This window comes from Microbacterium sp. CSI-V, from assembly GCF_001984105.1.
GTDB lineage: Bacteria > Actinomycetota > Actinomycetes > Actinomycetales > Microbacteriaceae > Microbacterium.
The window spans coordinates 119,933-133,886 of sequence record NZ_MTQM01000008.1 but is presented as its reverse complement, the minus strand read 5'-3'; the positions used below and the strand labels follow the sequence as shown (position 1 = coordinate 133,886).

Genomic DNA, 13,954 nt, shown 5'->3' with positions numbered 1-13,954 from the left:
CATGGCCCTGACCACCGTCGCACGCACCCGCGTCGCCAAGACCGGCGTGCTGATCGGACTGGTGCTCGGCGCCGTCTTCGCCGCCGGCCCCGTCCTGTGGATGCTCTCGAGCTCGTTCAAGTCGAACACGCAGATCTTCGAGCTGCCCCCGCGGCTGATCACCGAGACGTTCTCGTTCGACGCCTACGTGAAGATCTTCACCACGCCCGAGACCGTGCGCTTCTTCATCAACAGCTACGTCGTGGCCGGGGCGGTGACCGTCCTCACGCTGCTCGTGGCGATCCAGGCCGCGTACGCGTTCAGTCGGTTCGACTTCCGCGGCAAACGCATCGTCAACGTCATCATCGTCAGCGTCCAGGCGGTCCCGCCGATCACGCTGCTCATCCCGTACTTCGGGCTCATGGTGGCGCTGAAGCTGTACAACACCTACCCGGGCCTGATCCTCACCTACATGGTGTTCACGCTGCCCTACGCGATCATCATGATGACCGGCTACTTCAACACCCTCCCCAAGGAGCTCGACGAAGCGGTCCGGGTCGACGGTGCGGGATCGTTCACCGCCCTCTGGCGGGTCCTCGTGCCGATCTCCATCCCCGGGATCGTGTCGGTCGGCATCTACACGTTCATGATCGCGTGGAACGAGTTCCTCTTCGCGCTGACCCTCACGCGCACCCTCGACATGCGCACCGTGCCGATCGGCATCCAGTTGCTCATGGGCCAGCACTCGTACGAGTGGAACCAGATCATGGCGATGAGCATCCTCGGCTCGATCCCCGTCCTGGTGCTCTTCCTCTTCTTCCAGCGCTTCTTCATCAGCGGCCTCACGGCCGGCTCGGTGAAGAGCTGATCCCGCCTACCCAACCCCGAACAAGGAGAAATCCGTGCTCTACACCGGCAAGTCCATCCTCGACGTGGCCAACGCCCACAGCTTCGCCATCCCGGCGTTCAACATCAGCGACTGGGCGATGTTCACCGGGATCATGGACATCAGCGAAGAGAAGAACGCTCCGGTCATCATCGCCATCCACCCTGACGAGGTCTCGCACATCACCACCGACCTCATTCCGGCGATGCACGCACGGGCCCACCGGTCCAGCGTCCCCGTCGCCATCCACTGGGACCACGGCGGCTCCTACGAGCAGATGATCACGGCGATCCACTCCGGCTTCACGTCCGTCATGATCGACGCCTCGCTCGAGCCGTTCGAGCAGAACGTCGCGATCACCCGCAAGGTCGTCGAGGCGGCGCACGCGGCCGGCATCCAGGTCGAGGGCGAGCTCGGAACGATCGGCGCGAACGACAGCTACGGCGAGTCCGGCGCGGCCGAGATCATCTACACGAACGTCGACGATGCGGTGCGGTTCGTCGAGCAGACCGGGGTCGACAGCCTCGCGATCGCCATCGGCACCTCGCACGGTCTGTACCCGTCCGACAAGAACCCCGAGCTGCGCCACGACCTGCTCGAGCAGATCAAGGCGGCCGTCGGCATCCCGCTGGTGCTGCACGGCGGATCCAGCAACCCGGACGCCGAACTCGCGCGCGCGGTGTCGCTGGGCATCAACAAGATCAACATCTCCAGCGACATCAAGGTCGCGTACCACGACCGTATGCGCGAGGTGCTCGGCACCGACCGTCGCCTGCGCGAGCCGAACGCGATCCAGCCGGAGCCCATCGCGGCGATGAAGGTGACCGCGGCCGAGAAGATCGACCTGTTCGGCGCCGCCGGCAAGGCCGACCTGTACTGATCGGGGAGGATCGGCGTCATGGCAGGAGACCTCGTCCTCGGACTCGGCGGAACCGTCGACTACGAGATCCGGTGGGATGCCACCGTGCTCACCGCCCTCGCGGCCGAGTACGGCATCCACCGGGGCGAGCTCGTCACCACGGCGCCGATCGTCGACGAGCGCACGCTCGTCGTGACCGTGCTCGCCTTCCTCGCCCACGGCGGGGGAGGCGAGCGGCACGTCCGAAGCTCCGACATCATCGAGGACTTCGCCGCCCGGTTCGACGTGGCGGTGACCCTCGGCGGGACGGGCGTGCGCGCGGGGATCGCCCTCGACCGGATCGGCGTGCCGACGGTGCAGCATCTCGTGAGCATCGACGACACCGTGCGCCGGCTCCTGCCCGCGTCGATGCGGGTCGTCTCCTCGGCCGCGCGCGACACCCTCGATCCGCACCTCATCGTGCAGTACCCCGAGGGGACGACCGTGACCCTCCCCGACGGCGCGGTCACCGCACCGTCGGCGAACCGCCTGATCTTCGCGAACGACGCCCCGAACCGCGAGATGGCGATCGCCGCCGACCTCGGCGACGCGCTCGCGGAAGCGGACGCCTTCCTGGTGTCGGGGTTCAACACGATGCAGGATGCCGCCCTGCTCGCGAGCCGCCTCGACGATCTCGTCGCGGCGATGCGCGGCCTGCCGCCGGAGGCGCTCGTCTATTACGAGGACGCCGGGTTCTACGACCGCACCTTCGCCGAGATCGTGCGCCGACGCCTCCTCGACCGCATCGACGTGTACGGCATGAACGAGGACGAGCTGCAGGAGTACCTCGGCCGCCGCGTCGACCTGCTGTCGCCGGACGACGTCGCGACCGCTCTCGCCGAGGCCCGCGCGCTCATCCCCGCTCCCGCGCTCGTGGTGCACACGAAGTACTGGGCGATCGCCGTGGGGCCCGAGGCCGATCGTCACCGCGCGAGTCTGGAGAGCGCGGTGCGCACGGCGGCGACCCGCTACCGGGTCGGTGACGCGTGCACGCTCGCCGACCTCGACGCGACCGCGGCCTTTCCGCGTCACCCCGGCGGCGCGGCCGTCGTCGCCGCGGTGGAGGAGCGGATGCCGGCCGTCGGCGTCGCCGCCCACGTGGTCGACGTCCCCCACCCGACCACGATCGGGCTCGGCGACACGTTCGTCGGCGGTTTCCTCGCCGCGGTTCCCGCCGCCGCCCGTGCCGCGACGCTCGCCGGTCAGCGCCGGGAGACGTAGGCGCGCCACAGGATGCGGGCGTGGCGGGCCTTGGCCCGTTCGACTCCGTCCTGGTCGTGGTGCAGCGCGCTGAACCACTCCGCGAAGCGGCTGGCCGTGGCATCCAGGATCATCCGGAGGTCCTTGTGTCGCGCGGGCGGAACGCGCGCCTCCTCGGAGGTGAGCCGTCCGCGGGCGGCGAGGTCGTCGTCGAGGTGCTCCCGCACCAGGCGGGCGACCCCGACGGCATGGCCGTTGATGATCGAGTGGGCCGCGCCCTCGATCTCCCAGCGCCGCGCGTGGCGGGCGCGGGCGACGAGACGGGAGTGCAGCCGCCGCGGCGACGGACGGTCGAACTCGCCGCGGATGAGGAGCAGCCGCGCGCGGACCAGCCCGACCCGGTCCGAGATCCGGTACCTCAGCATGTGCGGCAGCACCTCGGCGAAGTAGAGGAACCCGCACAGGAGGTACGCCGAGACCGCCATCACCGCGATGTGCAGGGACTCCCGCGCGGTGGACTGCACGAAGCGCACGGCCTGCAGCGGGGCCGTCGCCTCGCTCTCGTCCACGACGGGACTCACGAGCACCGCTCGGGACAGGTCGTCGCGCCGCGTGAGCACCTCGACCACGACCTGGGTGCCCATCGAGTGCCCGACGAGTACGGGATCGTCCAGGCGGTAATGGTCGATCACGCCCTCGACCTGGTCGGCGAAGAACGCGGCGGTCGGTTCGTGACCGGATGCCGGCATCCCGGCGAATCCCGGGAGATCGAGCGCGTACACGTCGCCGTGCTCGGCGAGGAGCGGCGCGAGGAACTCGAAGTAGCTGGCCGCGACCCCGATCCCGGCGACGAGCACGAAGGGGCGACCGGATGCGCCGGTCGACACGATCGTCACCCGGGTCTGCGCTGCGCCGCGCCGGAACGTCTGGACGTCGACGTCGGCGGGGCGGGTGTCGTCGGGCATCCGTCCAGGATGCCGCACCCACCGGGCGGGGGCTGTCAATCCCGGCGGAGCGCCGGTGACGCCGACCTAGCCTGGCGCGATGACCGATGCTCCCCGTGACCATGAAGAAGAGACCCTCGGCGCCGTGCGTGAGGGACAGGACCCCGTAGAGAAGGACCCCTCGGACTGGGTCACCGGCGACGAGCCGATGACCGCACCGCAGCGCAGCTACCTCGACACGCTCGCGCGCGAGGCCGGTGAGGAGATCACCGCCGACTTGACCAAGGCCGAGGCCTCGGAAGAGATCGACCGTCTCCAGCACGAGACGGGTCGCACGAACGACTGACCCGTGCCCGCCCCGCCGCTCAGGCGGGGCGGGACTGTCCGGCGCGGGGGTTCAGGTGCTCGACGCGCTGCGTCTCGGCGCGGGCGACCTCGTCGAGGAACTCCGCGACGACTCGGCGTTCGTCGGCCCCCAGTCGCGACGCGGCTTCGGCCACCGACGAGCGCCGCACCGCCAGGAGGTGGCGTGCGGGGGAGGCCGCGTCGATGGTCGCGCGCACGACGATGGAGCGGCGGTCGCCGGGGAACGGAACCCGTTCGACCCAGCCGGCGTCGGCGAGGCGGTCGATCAGTGCGGTCGTGGCTGCGGACGAGATGCCCAGCATCTCGGCGAGGAGTCGCGGGGTCACCGGCTCGTCGTCGTCCTCGCGGTCGAGGAGGAATCGGAGCACCTTGGCGTCGTTCGGGCCGATGCCGAGGGACTGCAGGGCGACGCGCTCGGAGGCGGCGCCGGATTCGGACAGGTCGCTGACGGCCTTCACCACGTCTTGTTCCGTGGTCATGATCTCGTCACCTCCCCGACGGGGTAGTTCGCATTCCTCGTATCTCGAACGCCCATCAAGTAGCGGGCCGATATATTTACCATCGTACCTGTACGCCATGCGAAGGGGCAGGGCCCTTGCGCGGTCCTCCTGACGTAGGATGCCGAAGTGGAAAACGGCTCGCAGGCGTCGCGCTACTGGTACGGCGCGAGCGAAGAAGACCGCCGCCGTCGGGCCGTGGAGGTGCTGCAGGCGTTCCGCGTCTACCGCGCGGCCGAGATCGCGATGCGGCGCCGCACCCGTGAGTCCATGTCCATGGGAGAGAACGAGCTCCTCGTTCTCCGCTACCTCCTGCGGGCGACCGGGCAGGGCCGGCAGGTCTCGCCGAGCGAACTGACCCGTTACCTCGGTGTCTCGACGGCGTCGACGACGGCGATCATCGATCGGCTCGAGAAGTCCGGCCACGTGACGCGCGCGCCGCACCCCACCGACCGGCGCAGCATCTACATCGTGGCCACCGCGGCGAGCGATGCCGAGGTGCGCGCCACGCTCGGCTCGATGCATTCGCGCATGATGGCGGCCGTCGTCGACATGACCGCCGAGGAGTGCGCGACCGTCATCGCCTGCCTCGGCCGGCTCCAGGATGCCGTCGACCAGGTCGACCCGCATCACGACGGGGAGCCCTCGCCGATCGGGGCCGACGTCTCCCTCTGATCGGAATGCGCGGCCCGCGTAAGAAGCTAGGCAGCCTAGTTGAATTCTGAGTATTAGGAATCGTTCGGCGTCCGTGAAACCATGAGGTCATGGACGAAAATGCGATCGAGGCGCGCGTGAGCGTGACCGCCGTCGACGCCGTCCAGACGGTGGAGGGCGTGCCCGTGGCATCCCTGCATTCGGTCGTTTCGCGACTGCGCCTGGACTACCCCGGCGAAGACCCCGTGCACATCGAGACGATCGTCCTGCGGGAGTGGGAGGCCTTCTCGGCCGGACGTCCGCTCGTCGTTCCCACCGCGGTCGAAGAGGGCGCGCGCGAGATCCTCGACCAGCGCACCGCCTGACTCAGGTCCGCGGAGCGTCGCTCCCGGGCTCGGGGACGAGCAGGAGTCCACCCGAGGAGTTCGCCGAGTTGGCCAGGTCCTCGATCCACGCCCGGCTGAGGAGCGCGGGTTCGGGGTCGTCGAACACGAAGCGCAACGGGATCGACGGGTGCAGCCAGACGGTGCTGCGGCCCACCTCCTGGCCCGGGCCGTGCGTCCACGAGAGGGTGAAACTCTCGCCGCGGCGGAGCTTCGTGGCGATCACGACCTTGACGTGCGCGAGCGCGCGATCCTCGATCTCGATCGGCGTCGCGACATCCCCGTAGTACAACGTTCCCACGCGAGTCAGTCAACACCGGTCGGGAATCCACGACCGGGGGCTTGATTCGGCACCCCGTGCCGTGGCATTCGCGGGACGGCCGCACGCGGGTCTCGGATAGGCTCGACATCATGGGCCGTTTCATTTACGACACCGTCGCGAACGCCGTCGACATCGATGACCGCACGCTTGCGCACCTCCGCATCGTCGTGATGAACAAGCTCCGGCGTTCGGAGTCGTTCATGTTCGACGTCGAGGTCGGCGACGGCAGCGGTCGCCGCAGCTTCTGGATGCACCCCTCGGTGCCGATCCAGTTCCACTTCTACGGAAGCCGCCAGCCGCGCATCAACCGCGTCTGGGTGGAGGACCTCATGCTGGCCGCCTCGGGTCCGAACGGTCTGGCGATCACGCCCGAGCCTTCGGAGGACACCCTCGTCGAAGAGGGCTGACCTCAGCGCTTCGGAGTCTCCTCGACCGGGGCGATGTCCTCGGGGACGAGCAGGATGCCGCCCGAGGAGTTCGCCGAGTCGGCGAGCCGCTCGATCCACTCGCGGCTGAGTTTCGTGGGCTCGGCCTCGTCGAAGACGAAGCGGAGCGGGATCGCCGGGTGCAGCCACAGCGTGCTGCGGCCCCGCGGCTGACCCTCGGGGTGCTGCCAGGAGAGAGTGAAGCTCTCACCGCGGCGGAGCTTCGTGGAGATGACGACCTTGAGATGCGCCAATGCGCGGTCCTCGATGGGGACCGCCGTCCCGCCGCCGCCGTAGAAGATCGTGCCCATGGTCTCCACGATACCGGCGGGGATCCGGAGAGCTACGTGGCCGCCGACGGGGTGTCAAGGCCACCCGTTGCGCCTGGCGGCTCTGTCAGTCTGGGGACATCCAGCAAAGGACCCCGCCGTGAGCGACAGCCGATTCCCCCTCCTTCCCGAACCCGGTGACGCCGGCGACCTCCCCGAGGTTTTCGACCAACTCACCGGGATCGACGTCGTGGACGGCGAACTCATCCCGCGGTCGGCCCCGCCGGCGGGGGAGTGACCTCCCAGGACCCTCGTAGGAGCCGACGCTAGCGTCGCTCCCATGTCCGACCCGCTGGAGGATCAGCAGATCACGGTGTCCGGAGCCTCGCTCCGCGCGATGCGCGACGAGTTCCAGCGCTTCCTCATGGAGTACCGGTTCGGTCTCGCCGAGGTCGAGACGAAGATCACCATCCTGCGCGAAGAGTTCCAGGAGATGCACGACTACAACCCGATCGAGCACGTCTCGAGTCGCGTGAAGTCGCCCGACAGTCTCGTGGACAAGGTCCGGCGCAAAGGCATCGAACCCGACTTCGACTCCATCCGGAGCGCGATCACCGACATCGCGGGCATCCGGATCACCTGCAGCTTCGTCGACGACGCCTACCGGCTGTCCAACCTCCTCACGCAGCAGGACGACATCACCGTGCGCGACGTGAAGGACTACATCGCGCGCCCGAAGGCGAACGGCTACAAGAGCCTGCACGTGATCGTCGATGTGCCCGTGTTCCTTTCGACCGGACGCGTCGACGTCCCCGTCGAGGTGCAGTTCCGCACGATCGCGATGCACTTCTGGGCCAGCCTCGAGCACAAGATCTATTACAAGTACGACCGCCTCGTACCCGACGAACTGCTGGCGGAGCTGAAGGATGCCGCCGACACCGCGGCCGAGCTGGACGCGCGCATGGAGCGCCTGCACCGCGAGATCCGCGGTCCGCGTCCCGGGGTGGTCCCCCTCTGACCGGACGGGTCACAATGGGGGGATGAGTGACGCGGCGACCCTCCTCGACGAGGTCGCGGCCGAGTTGCTCGCCCTTCCGCCCGCGCGATTCACCGCGGCGCGCAACGGTCGCGCCGAGGAGATCGGCGGCGCGGTGGGGCGCCGCATCGCGAAGTTGCGCAAGCCGACGCTGGCCGCGTGGGCGGTCAATCTGCTTTCCCGCGACGGCCAGCTCGCCGAGGCCGTCGAGCTGGCGCAGGCGCTCCGGGAAGCGCAGGACGACGCGGATGCCGTGGAGATGACCCGTCTCGGTCGGCAGCGTCGTCAGCTGGTCGCCGCCCTCGCCCGGCGGGCGGCCGATCTCGCGGCCGAAGCGGGAACACCCCTGAGCGCTCCGATGCGGGACGCCGTGGAGAAGACCGTCAACGCGGCCATCATCGACCCGCACGCTGCGGCGATGATCCTGACCGGGCGGCTGGTGGCATCCGTCGATCTGGCCGACGACACCGACCCGAGCGCCGCGGTGGCCGGTTCGGTGCCGGAGGGCGCGGCCGTCGTGGAGACGCCCACGCGGGACGACCTGGCGCAGCGCCGGGCTCGGAAGGCCGCGGAGCGCGCGGTGCGCGAGGCGGAGCGGGCACGCGCGGACGCCGACCGCGCGCTCGCCGGGGCGACGGCGCGGGAGACCGCCGCCCGGGAGAAGGCCGACCGGGTCCGCGAACGGCTCGAGGGCCTCCGCGCCGAGATCGCGCGGGTCGAGAAGGACGCGGACGCAGCCCACGCGGCGATCGATGCGGCCGAGGAGGAGACGGCGGCGGCGCGCGAGACGGCCACCGCTCGGACGCGAGACCTCGACCACGCGCGCTCCGTGGTGGAGGGGATGCCGTGAGCACGGTCGACGACCTCCTCGCCGCGGCGCGTGAACGGCTCGCCGACGCCCCCCGCGAGCGGATCGGCGAACTCCAGGAGGGGCGGCGGCTGCTCGGCATCCCGCGTGCTCCCCGCATCGTGGACCGGGGCCGAGCCTGGCATCTGGGCGTACTGCTGCTCACCGACGACGGCGTCCTCGCGACCGGTGACATCGTGCGCTCGCGCGCCGAGGTGCGCCGGGGCTTCGCCGCCGAGTCGCAGCGCCGTCGGGCCGAGCTGTCCGCCGCCGCGCATCGCGGGGGAGTGCCCGAGGGGGAGACGGTGCACATCGGCTGGCGGGCACTCGATCCGGCCGCGCTCGACGCCCGGACGGCGCCGCTCGCGTTGCGCGACGGCGAGCTCACCGTGCGCTGGAGCGCGCAGGGCGGGTACCTGCCGCTCGCACGGTATCTCGACGAGCGGATCGACCTGCTCGTCCACCCTCCGGAGCGCGCATAGAGATCCGCGCGCATAGTCGGCGGAGGGGGTGCTGTCAACGACGATGACCCGGCCCATCGGCCGCAACTTCCCTGGTCTATCGTGAGCGACGTGCAGCAGGTATGGCCAGGATCCAGTTATCCCCTCGGGGCCACTTACGACGGTAACGGGACGAACTTCGCCCTGTTCAGCGAGAACGCGGAGAAAGTCGAGCTGTGCCTCTTCGACGCCGACGGCACGGAGACGTGCGTCGAGCTCGTCGACGTCGACGCGTTCGTCTGGCACGCGTACCTCCCGAACATCCAGCCGGGCCAGCGGTACGGCTACCGCGTGCACGGCGAGTACGACCCCGCCAGCGGCAAGCGGTTCAACCCGAGCAAGCTTCTGCTCGACCCCTACGCCAAGGCCGTCGAGGGTCAGATCGACTGGGGGCAGCCCGTCTTCAGCTACGAGTTCGGCGACCCCGACTCGTTCAACGACGACGACTCGGCCGCGCACATGATGAAGGGCGTGGTCATCAACCCGTTCTTCGACTGGGCGGGTGACCGTCAGCCCAAGATCCCCTACGCCGAGAGCTTCATCTACGAGGCGCACGTCAAGGGCCTCACCCAGCTGCATCCCGACGTCCCGGAGGAGTTGCGCGGCACGTACGCCGGCATCGCCCACCCGGCCGTCATCGACCACCTGCGCAAGCTCGGCGTCACCGCGATCGAGCTCATGCCCGTGCACCAGTTCGTCAACGACTCCACGCTCGAGGAGAAGGGGCTGTCGAACTACTGGGGCTACAACACCATCGCGTTCCTCGCGCCCCAGAACACCTACTCCTCCACCGGCGACCACGGTCAGCAGGTGCAGGAGTTCAAGGCCATGGTCAAGGCGCTGCATGCCGCCGGCATCGAGGTCATCCTCGACGTGGTCTACAACCACACCGCCGAGGGCAACCACATGGGCCCGACCCTCTCGATGCGGGGCATCGACAACGAGGCGTACTACCGCCTCGAAGACGACGACAAGCGCTACTACACCGACTACACCGGCACCGGCAACAGCATGAACGTGGGCAACCCCCACACGCTGCAGCTCATCATGGACTCGCTGCGGTACTGGGTGCTGGAGATGCACGTGGACGGATTCCGCTTCGACCTGGCATCCACCCTGGCCCGGGAGTTCTACGAGGTCGACCGCCTCGCGGCCTTCTTCGAACTCGTCCAGCAGGATCCGATCGTCTCGCAGGTCAAGCTCATCGCCGAACCGTGGGACGTCGGTCCCGGCGGATACCAGGTCGGCAACTTCCCGCCGCAGTGGACGGAGTGGAACGGCAAGTACCGCGACACCGTCCGCGACTTCTGGCGCGGTGAGCCGCAGGCCCTCGGCGAGTTCGCCTCCCGTCTCACCGGCTCGGCCGACCTCTACGAGCACTCCGGGCGCCGGCCCGTGGCATCCATCAACTTCGTCACCGCGCACGACGGGTTCACGCTCCGCGACCTCGTCTCGTACAACGAGAAGCACAACGAGGCCAACGGCGAAGACAACAACGACGGCGAATCGCACAACCGGTCCAACAACCTGGGCGTGGAGGGGCCGACCGACGACCCCGAGGTGCGCAAGCGCCGCGCGCAGCAGCAGCGCAACTTCATCGCGACGCTGCTGCTCAGCCAGGGCGTGCCGATGCTGCTCCACGGCGACGAGCTGGGCCGCACCCAGGGCGGCAACAACAACGGCTACGCGCAGGACAACGAGATCACGTGGGTGGACTGGTCGGCCGTCGACCACCCGCTCATCGAGTTCACCGCGGCCCTCGCGCGCCTCCGCAAGGAGCACCCCACCTTCCGCCGCAGCCGGTTCTTCGACGGGCGCCCGGTGAAGATGGAGGAGGGCGACAACATCCCCGACGTGGTGTGGCTGCGCCCGGACGGCTCGCTCATGCAGCCCGAGGACTGGGATTCCGGCTTCGGCCGCGCGGTCGGCGTGTTCCTCAACGGGCAGGGCATCCGCGAGCGCGATCGCCGCGGCGAGACCATCAGCGACGACCACTTCCTCGTGCTGTTCAACGCCGGCGACGACACCGTCGACTTCCACGTGCCCGACATCCAGTACTCGCCCGAGTGGGACGTGTACGTCGACACGGCGGGCGAGCGCGCCAACACCGAGCCGATCGCGCCCGGGGAGGCGCTGAAGCTCGAGCCGAAGTCGCTCATCGTGCTGCGCGAGCACCACCTGCCCGAGCCTGAGATCGACCACACCGTGGCCGCTTCGCTCACCGCGCAGATCGCCGTCACCGCCACCGACGACCTGCCCGGGCAGGCCCCCAAACCGGAGCTCTGATTCAGAATGCGGCATCCGCTTTCGACCTACCGCCTGCAGATCCGCGAATCCTTCCCCCTCGGCACCGCCGCCGAGGTCACGGGCTACCTCCGTGACCTCGGGGTGTCGTGGGCCTACCTGTCGCCGCTGCTGGAGGCGACGCCGGGCTCCGACCACGGCTACGACGTCGTCGACGTCACCCGCGTCGACCCCGCGCGGGGCAGCGCCGAGGGGCTGGCCCGGTTCGCCGAGGCCGCCCGCGCCGAGGGCCTCGGCATCCTGATCGACATCGTGCCGAACCACATGGGCATGTCCGAGCCCCGCACGAACGCCTGGTGGTGGGACGTGCTCCGCCAGGGGCGCGCCTCGGCGCACGCAGACGCGTTCGACATCGACTGGGAGTTCGGCGGCGGCAAGGTGCGCGTTCCCGTGCTCGGCGCCGATCTCGCCGAGGTGATCGACGAGATCTCCTACGATCCGACCCCCGCGACCGATGCCCCCGACGGCCTGGTCCGCTACTACGACCATGTCTTCCCGGTCGCGCCCGGAACGGGGACGTCGGATATCCGCGCCCTCCTCGACGCGCAGAACTTCGAGCTGCGGTTCTGGCAGGACGAAGCGGCCGACCTCAACTACCGACGCTTCTTCGCCGTCACCACCCTCGCGGGCGTGCGGGTCGAGCGCCCCGAGGTGTTCGACGCCACGCACGCCGAGATCCTGCGCTGGGTGCGCGAGGGCCTCGCCGACGGCCTGCGCGTCGACCACCCGGACGGACTCGTCGACCCCGGCGGCTACCTCGACCGGCTCGCCACGGCACTGCGCGACGCGGGCGGCGAGGATGCCGGGTATGTGCTCGTGGAGAAGATCCTCGAGCACGGCGAGGCCCTGCCGTCGTGGTGGAGGACCGCCGGCACGACCGGGTACGACGCGCTGGCCGAGATCGACCGCGTGCTCACCGACCCCGCGGGCGAGGCGGCGCTGGACGCGTTGGACGCGCGCCTGCGGGCCGACAGCGACCTCGCGCCGCTCACCGGCTGGCACGACCTGATCCACGACACCAAGCGACGGATCGCCGACACGATCCAGGTGTCCGAGATCCGCCGCATCGTCCGCGGACTCCCGTCCGCGCTGCGCGACGAGTTCGCCGCCGCCGACCTGCAGGACGCGCTCGCCGAGATCCTCGCGTGCTTCCCCGTCTACCGCTCCTACCTCCCGGCCGGCCGGGCGCACCTGGATGCCGCCGTCGGCGAGGCCGAGGAGCGCCGGCCCGAGCTCGGCGACGTCATCGAGGCGCTGGTCCCTGCCCTGACCGACACCGACCTCGAGATCGCGTGGCGGTTCCAGCAGACCACCGGTCCGGTCATGGCCAAGGGCGTCGAGGACACCGCGTTCTACCGCTACACGCGCCTCGGATCGCTGACCGAGGTCGGCGGCGACCCGGCGGAGTTCTCCCTCGACGTCGACGGTTTCCACGCTGCCCAGGCCCAGCGGCAGGCGTCGTGGCCCACGGCCATGACGACGCTGTCGACCCACGACACCAAGCGCGGAGAGGACACCCGCGCCCGCATCGCGGTGCTCGCGGAGATCCCGGCGCGCTGGGCCGAGGTGCTGGGGGAGTTCCGCGCGATCGCCTCGACTGGGCACGGCCCGTTCGACGCGCTGCTGTGGCAGGCGATCGTCGGGGCGTGGCCGGCCTCGGCATCCACGTCCTCGGGTCTCGCGGAGTACCGCGAGCGCCTGCACGCGTACGCCGAGAAGGCCGCGCGCGAGGCGTCCGAGGTCACCGGCTGGTGGGAGCAGGACGAGGCGTTCGAGGAGCGCATGCACGCCGTCGTCGATGCGGCGACGGGGCCGGCGGCATCCCGTGTCCAGGCGTTCGTCGACGAGATCGCCGACGCGGGCTGGTCCAACGGCCTCGCCGCGAAGCTGCTGCAGATCACCGGACCCGGCGTGCCCGACGTGTACCAGGGCTCGGAGCTGTGGGAGCAGTCGCTGGTCGACCCCGACAACCGTCGCGCGGTGGACTTCGCCGAGCGGGCGCGTCTCCTGGCCTCGCTCGACGCCGAGGACGCCCCGCCGCCGAAGGTGGATGCCACCGGCGCGGCGAAGCTCCTCGTGACCTCGCGCGCCCTGCGCGTGCGGCGCGACTGCCCCGAGCGGTACGCGCTGTACCGTCCGCTCGAGGCTGCGGGCGCGGCATCCGGACACGTCGTCGCGTTCGACCGCGGCGGTGTGTCCGCGGTGGCGACCCGCCTCCCGCACGGTCTGCGCGCGGCTGGGGGCTGGCGCGACACCGTGCTGCTGCGCCCGGACGTCGCCGCGGTGGACGTCCTGACCGGCCGTCGCTTCCCGGGTGGCCCGGTGCTGCTGTCGGAGCTGCTGGAGTTCCTTCCGGTCGCTCTCCTGGTGGACGAACCGGCCTGCTCCTGAGGCCGTACCCATTCGCGTGAGTCGCCAAGATTCGTCGCTTCCGGGTAGCCCCA

17 protein-coding genes are annotated in these 13,954 nt (G+C 69.9%); 13 read left to right on the top strand and 4 right to left on the bottom strand.

Going from position 1 to position 13,954, the window contains the following annotated elements:
* Position 1 precedes the first annotated feature (1 nt).
* From CSIV_RS07280 to CSIV_RS07270, 3 genes are read left to right on the top strand one after another with little or no spacing between them, the layout of a single operon-like run.
* Complete coding sequence (locus tag CSIV_RS07280; protein ID WP_077050757.1) at positions 2 to 847, top strand: carbohydrate ABC transporter permease; 846 nt, start codon at positions 2 to 4, stop codon at positions 845 to 847.
* A 34-nt stretch (positions 848 to 881) separates the two neighbouring features.
* Positions 882 to 1,745 carry a ketose-bisphosphate aldolase gene (locus CSIV_RS07275; protein ID WP_077050756.1) on the top strand — a complete coding sequence of 288 codons (864 nt, stop codon included), beginning with the start codon at positions 882 to 884 and terminating at the stop codon, positions 1,743 to 1,745.
* Positions 1,746 to 1,763: 18 nt separating this feature from the next.
* Complete coding sequence (locus CSIV_RS07270; protein ID WP_077050755.1) at positions 1,764 to 2,984, top strand: ADP-dependent glucokinase/phosphofructokinase; 1,221 nt, start codon at positions 1,764 to 1,766, stop codon at positions 2,982 to 2,984.
* Here the strand turns inward: CSIV_RS07270 and CSIV_RS07265 are convergent.
* Positions 2,966 to 3,928 carry an alpha/beta fold hydrolase gene (locus CSIV_RS07265; RefSeq protein ID WP_077050754.1) on the bottom strand — a complete coding sequence of 321 codons (963 nt, stop codon included), beginning with the start codon at positions 3,926 to 3,928 and terminating at the stop codon, positions 2,966 to 2,968. The genes CSIV_RS07270 and CSIV_RS07265 overlap by 19 nt on opposite strands.
* A 79-nt stretch (positions 3,929 to 4,007) precedes the next feature.
* Between CSIV_RS07265 and CSIV_RS07260 the strand changes: the two genes are divergently transcribed.
* A complete protein-coding gene (locus tag CSIV_RS07260) occupies positions 4,008 to 4,253 on the top strand; it encodes a DUF3072 domain-containing protein (protein ID WP_077050753.1) in 246 nt (81 codons plus the stop codon).
* Between the two features lie 19 nt (positions 4,254 to 4,272).
* Here the strand turns inward: CSIV_RS07260 and CSIV_RS07255 are convergent, their stop codons facing one another.
* Positions 4,273 to 4,752, bottom strand: coding sequence for a MarR family winged helix-turn-helix transcriptional regulator (locus CSIV_RS07255; protein ID WP_077050752.1), 480 nt, complete (start codon positions 4,750 to 4,752; stop codon positions 4,273 to 4,275).
* A 147-nt stretch (positions 4,753 to 4,899) separates the two neighbouring features.
* Between CSIV_RS07255 and CSIV_RS07250 the strand changes: the two genes are divergently transcribed.
* On the top strand, positions 4,900 to 5,445 hold the full coding sequence (locus tag CSIV_RS07250; RefSeq protein WP_077050751.1) for a MarR family winged helix-turn-helix transcriptional regulator: 546 nt from the start codon (positions 4,900 to 4,902) through the stop codon (positions 5,443 to 5,445).
* Positions 5,446 to 5,534: 89 nt separating this feature from the next.
* Entirely contained in the window at positions 5,535 to 5,789 is a 255-nt protein-coding gene (locus CSIV_RS07245; protein WP_077050750.1) for a hypothetical protein, read from the top strand.
* Between the two features lies 1 nt (position 5,790).
* Here the strand turns inward: CSIV_RS07245 and CSIV_RS07240 are convergent, their stop codons facing one another.
* Positions 5,791 to 6,108, bottom strand: a complete 318-nt coding sequence (locus tag CSIV_RS07240) for a DUF7882 family protein (protein ID WP_077050749.1) — start codon at positions 6,106 to 6,108, stop codon at positions 5,791 to 5,793.
* Between the two features lie 110 nt (positions 6,109 to 6,218).
* On the opposite strand from CSIV_RS07240, the gene CSIV_RS07235 reads away from it, so the two are divergent.
* A complete protein-coding gene (locus CSIV_RS07235) occupies positions 6,219 to 6,536 on the top strand; it encodes a DUF7882 family protein (RefSeq protein WP_022879211.1) in 318 nt (105 codons plus the stop codon).
* A gap of 2 nt (positions 6,537 to 6,538) precedes the next feature.
* Here the strand turns inward: CSIV_RS07235 and CSIV_RS07230 are convergent, their stop codons facing one another.
* Positions 6,539 to 6,865: a DUF7882 family protein gene (locus CSIV_RS07230; RefSeq protein WP_077050748.1), complete on the bottom strand. Its 327-nt coding sequence runs from the start codon at positions 6,863 to 6,865 to the stop codon at positions 6,539 to 6,541.
* Positions 6,866 to 6,983: 118 nt separating this feature from the next.
* Between CSIV_RS07230 and CSIV_RS18335 the strand changes: the two genes are divergently transcribed.
* From CSIV_RS18335 to treY, 6 genes are all read left to right on the top strand, one after another.
* Positions 6,984 to 7,121 carry a hypothetical protein gene (locus CSIV_RS18335; RefSeq protein WP_160897655.1) on the top strand — a complete coding sequence of 46 codons (138 nt, stop codon included), beginning with the start codon at positions 6,984 to 6,986 and terminating at the stop codon, positions 7,119 to 7,121.
* Between the two features lie 42 nt (positions 7,122 to 7,163).
* Positions 7,164 to 7,841, top strand: a complete 678-nt coding sequence (locus CSIV_RS07225) for a GTP pyrophosphokinase (RefSeq protein ID WP_077050747.1) — start codon at positions 7,164 to 7,166, stop codon at positions 7,839 to 7,841.
* 22 nt (positions 7,842 to 7,863) lie between these two features.
* A complete protein-coding gene (locus CSIV_RS07220) occupies positions 7,864 to 8,709 on the top strand; it encodes a transposase (RefSeq protein WP_077050746.1) in 846 nt (281 codons plus the stop codon).
* Positions 8,706 to 9,188, top strand: coding sequence for a glutaminase (locus CSIV_RS07215; RefSeq protein ID WP_077050745.1), 483 nt, complete (start codon positions 8,706 to 8,708; stop codon positions 9,186 to 9,188). The genes CSIV_RS07220 and CSIV_RS07215 overlap by 4 nt, the downstream gene beginning before the upstream one ends.
* A gap of 81 nt (positions 9,189 to 9,269) precedes the next feature.
* Positions 9,270 to 11,492, top strand: a complete 2,223-nt coding sequence (glgX, locus tag CSIV_RS07210) for a glycogen debranching protein GlgX (RefSeq protein WP_238592345.1) — start codon at positions 9,270 to 9,272, stop codon at positions 11,490 to 11,492.
* 6 nt (positions 11,493 to 11,498) lie between these two features.
* A complete protein-coding gene (treY, locus tag CSIV_RS07205) occupies positions 11,499 to 13,901 on the top strand; it encodes a malto-oligosyltrehalose synthase (protein WP_077050744.1) in 2,403 nt (800 codons plus the stop codon).
* Positions 13,902 to 13,954: the final 53 nt, after the last annotated feature.

What these genes read in the sequence shown, in the direction of transcription:
- CSIV_RS07260 (WP_077050753.1), top strand. Translation starts at nt 4,008, where the DNA reads ATGACCGATGCTCCCCGTGACCATGAAGAAGAGACCCTCGGCGCCGTG.
- CSIV_RS07270 (WP_077050755.1), top strand. Translation starts at nt 1,764, where the DNA reads ATGGCAGGAGACCTCGTCCTCGGACTCGGCGGAACCGTCGACTACGAG.
- CSIV_RS07245 (WP_077050750.1), top strand. Translation starts at nt 5,535, where the DNA reads ATGGACGAAAATGCGATCGAGGCGCGCGTGAGCGTGACCGCCGTCGAC.
- CSIV_RS07230 (WP_077050748.1), bottom strand. Translation starts at nt 6,865, where the DNA reads ATGGGCACGATCTTCTACGGCGGCGGCGGGACGGCGGTCCCCATCGAG.
- treY (WP_077050744.1), top strand. Translation starts at nt 11,499, where the DNA reads ATGCGGCATCCGCTTTCGACCTACCGCCTGCAGATCCGCGAATCCTTC.
- CSIV_RS07255 (WP_077050752.1), bottom strand. Translation starts at nt 4,752, where the DNA reads ATGACCACGGAACAAGACGTGGTGAAGGCCGTCAGCGACCTGTCCGAA.
- CSIV_RS07280 (WP_077050757.1), top strand. Translation starts at nt 2, where the DNA reads ATGGCCCTGACCACCGTCGCACGCACCCGCGTCGCCAAGACCGGCGTG.
- CSIV_RS07220 (WP_077050746.1), top strand. Translation starts at nt 7,864, where the DNA reads ATGAGTGACGCGGCGACCCTCCTCGACGAGGTCGCGGCCGAGTTGCTC.
- CSIV_RS07225 (WP_077050747.1), top strand. Translation starts at nt 7,164, where the DNA reads ATGTCCGACCCGCTGGAGGATCAGCAGATCACGGTGTCCGGAGCCTCG.
- CSIV_RS07265 (WP_077050754.1), bottom strand. Translation starts at nt 3,928, where the DNA reads ATGCCCGACGACACCCGCCCCGCCGACGTCGACGTCCAGACGTTCCGG.
- CSIV_RS07235 (WP_022879211.1), top strand. Translation starts at nt 6,219, where the DNA reads ATGGGCCGTTTCATTTACGACACCGTCGCGAACGCCGTCGACATCGAT.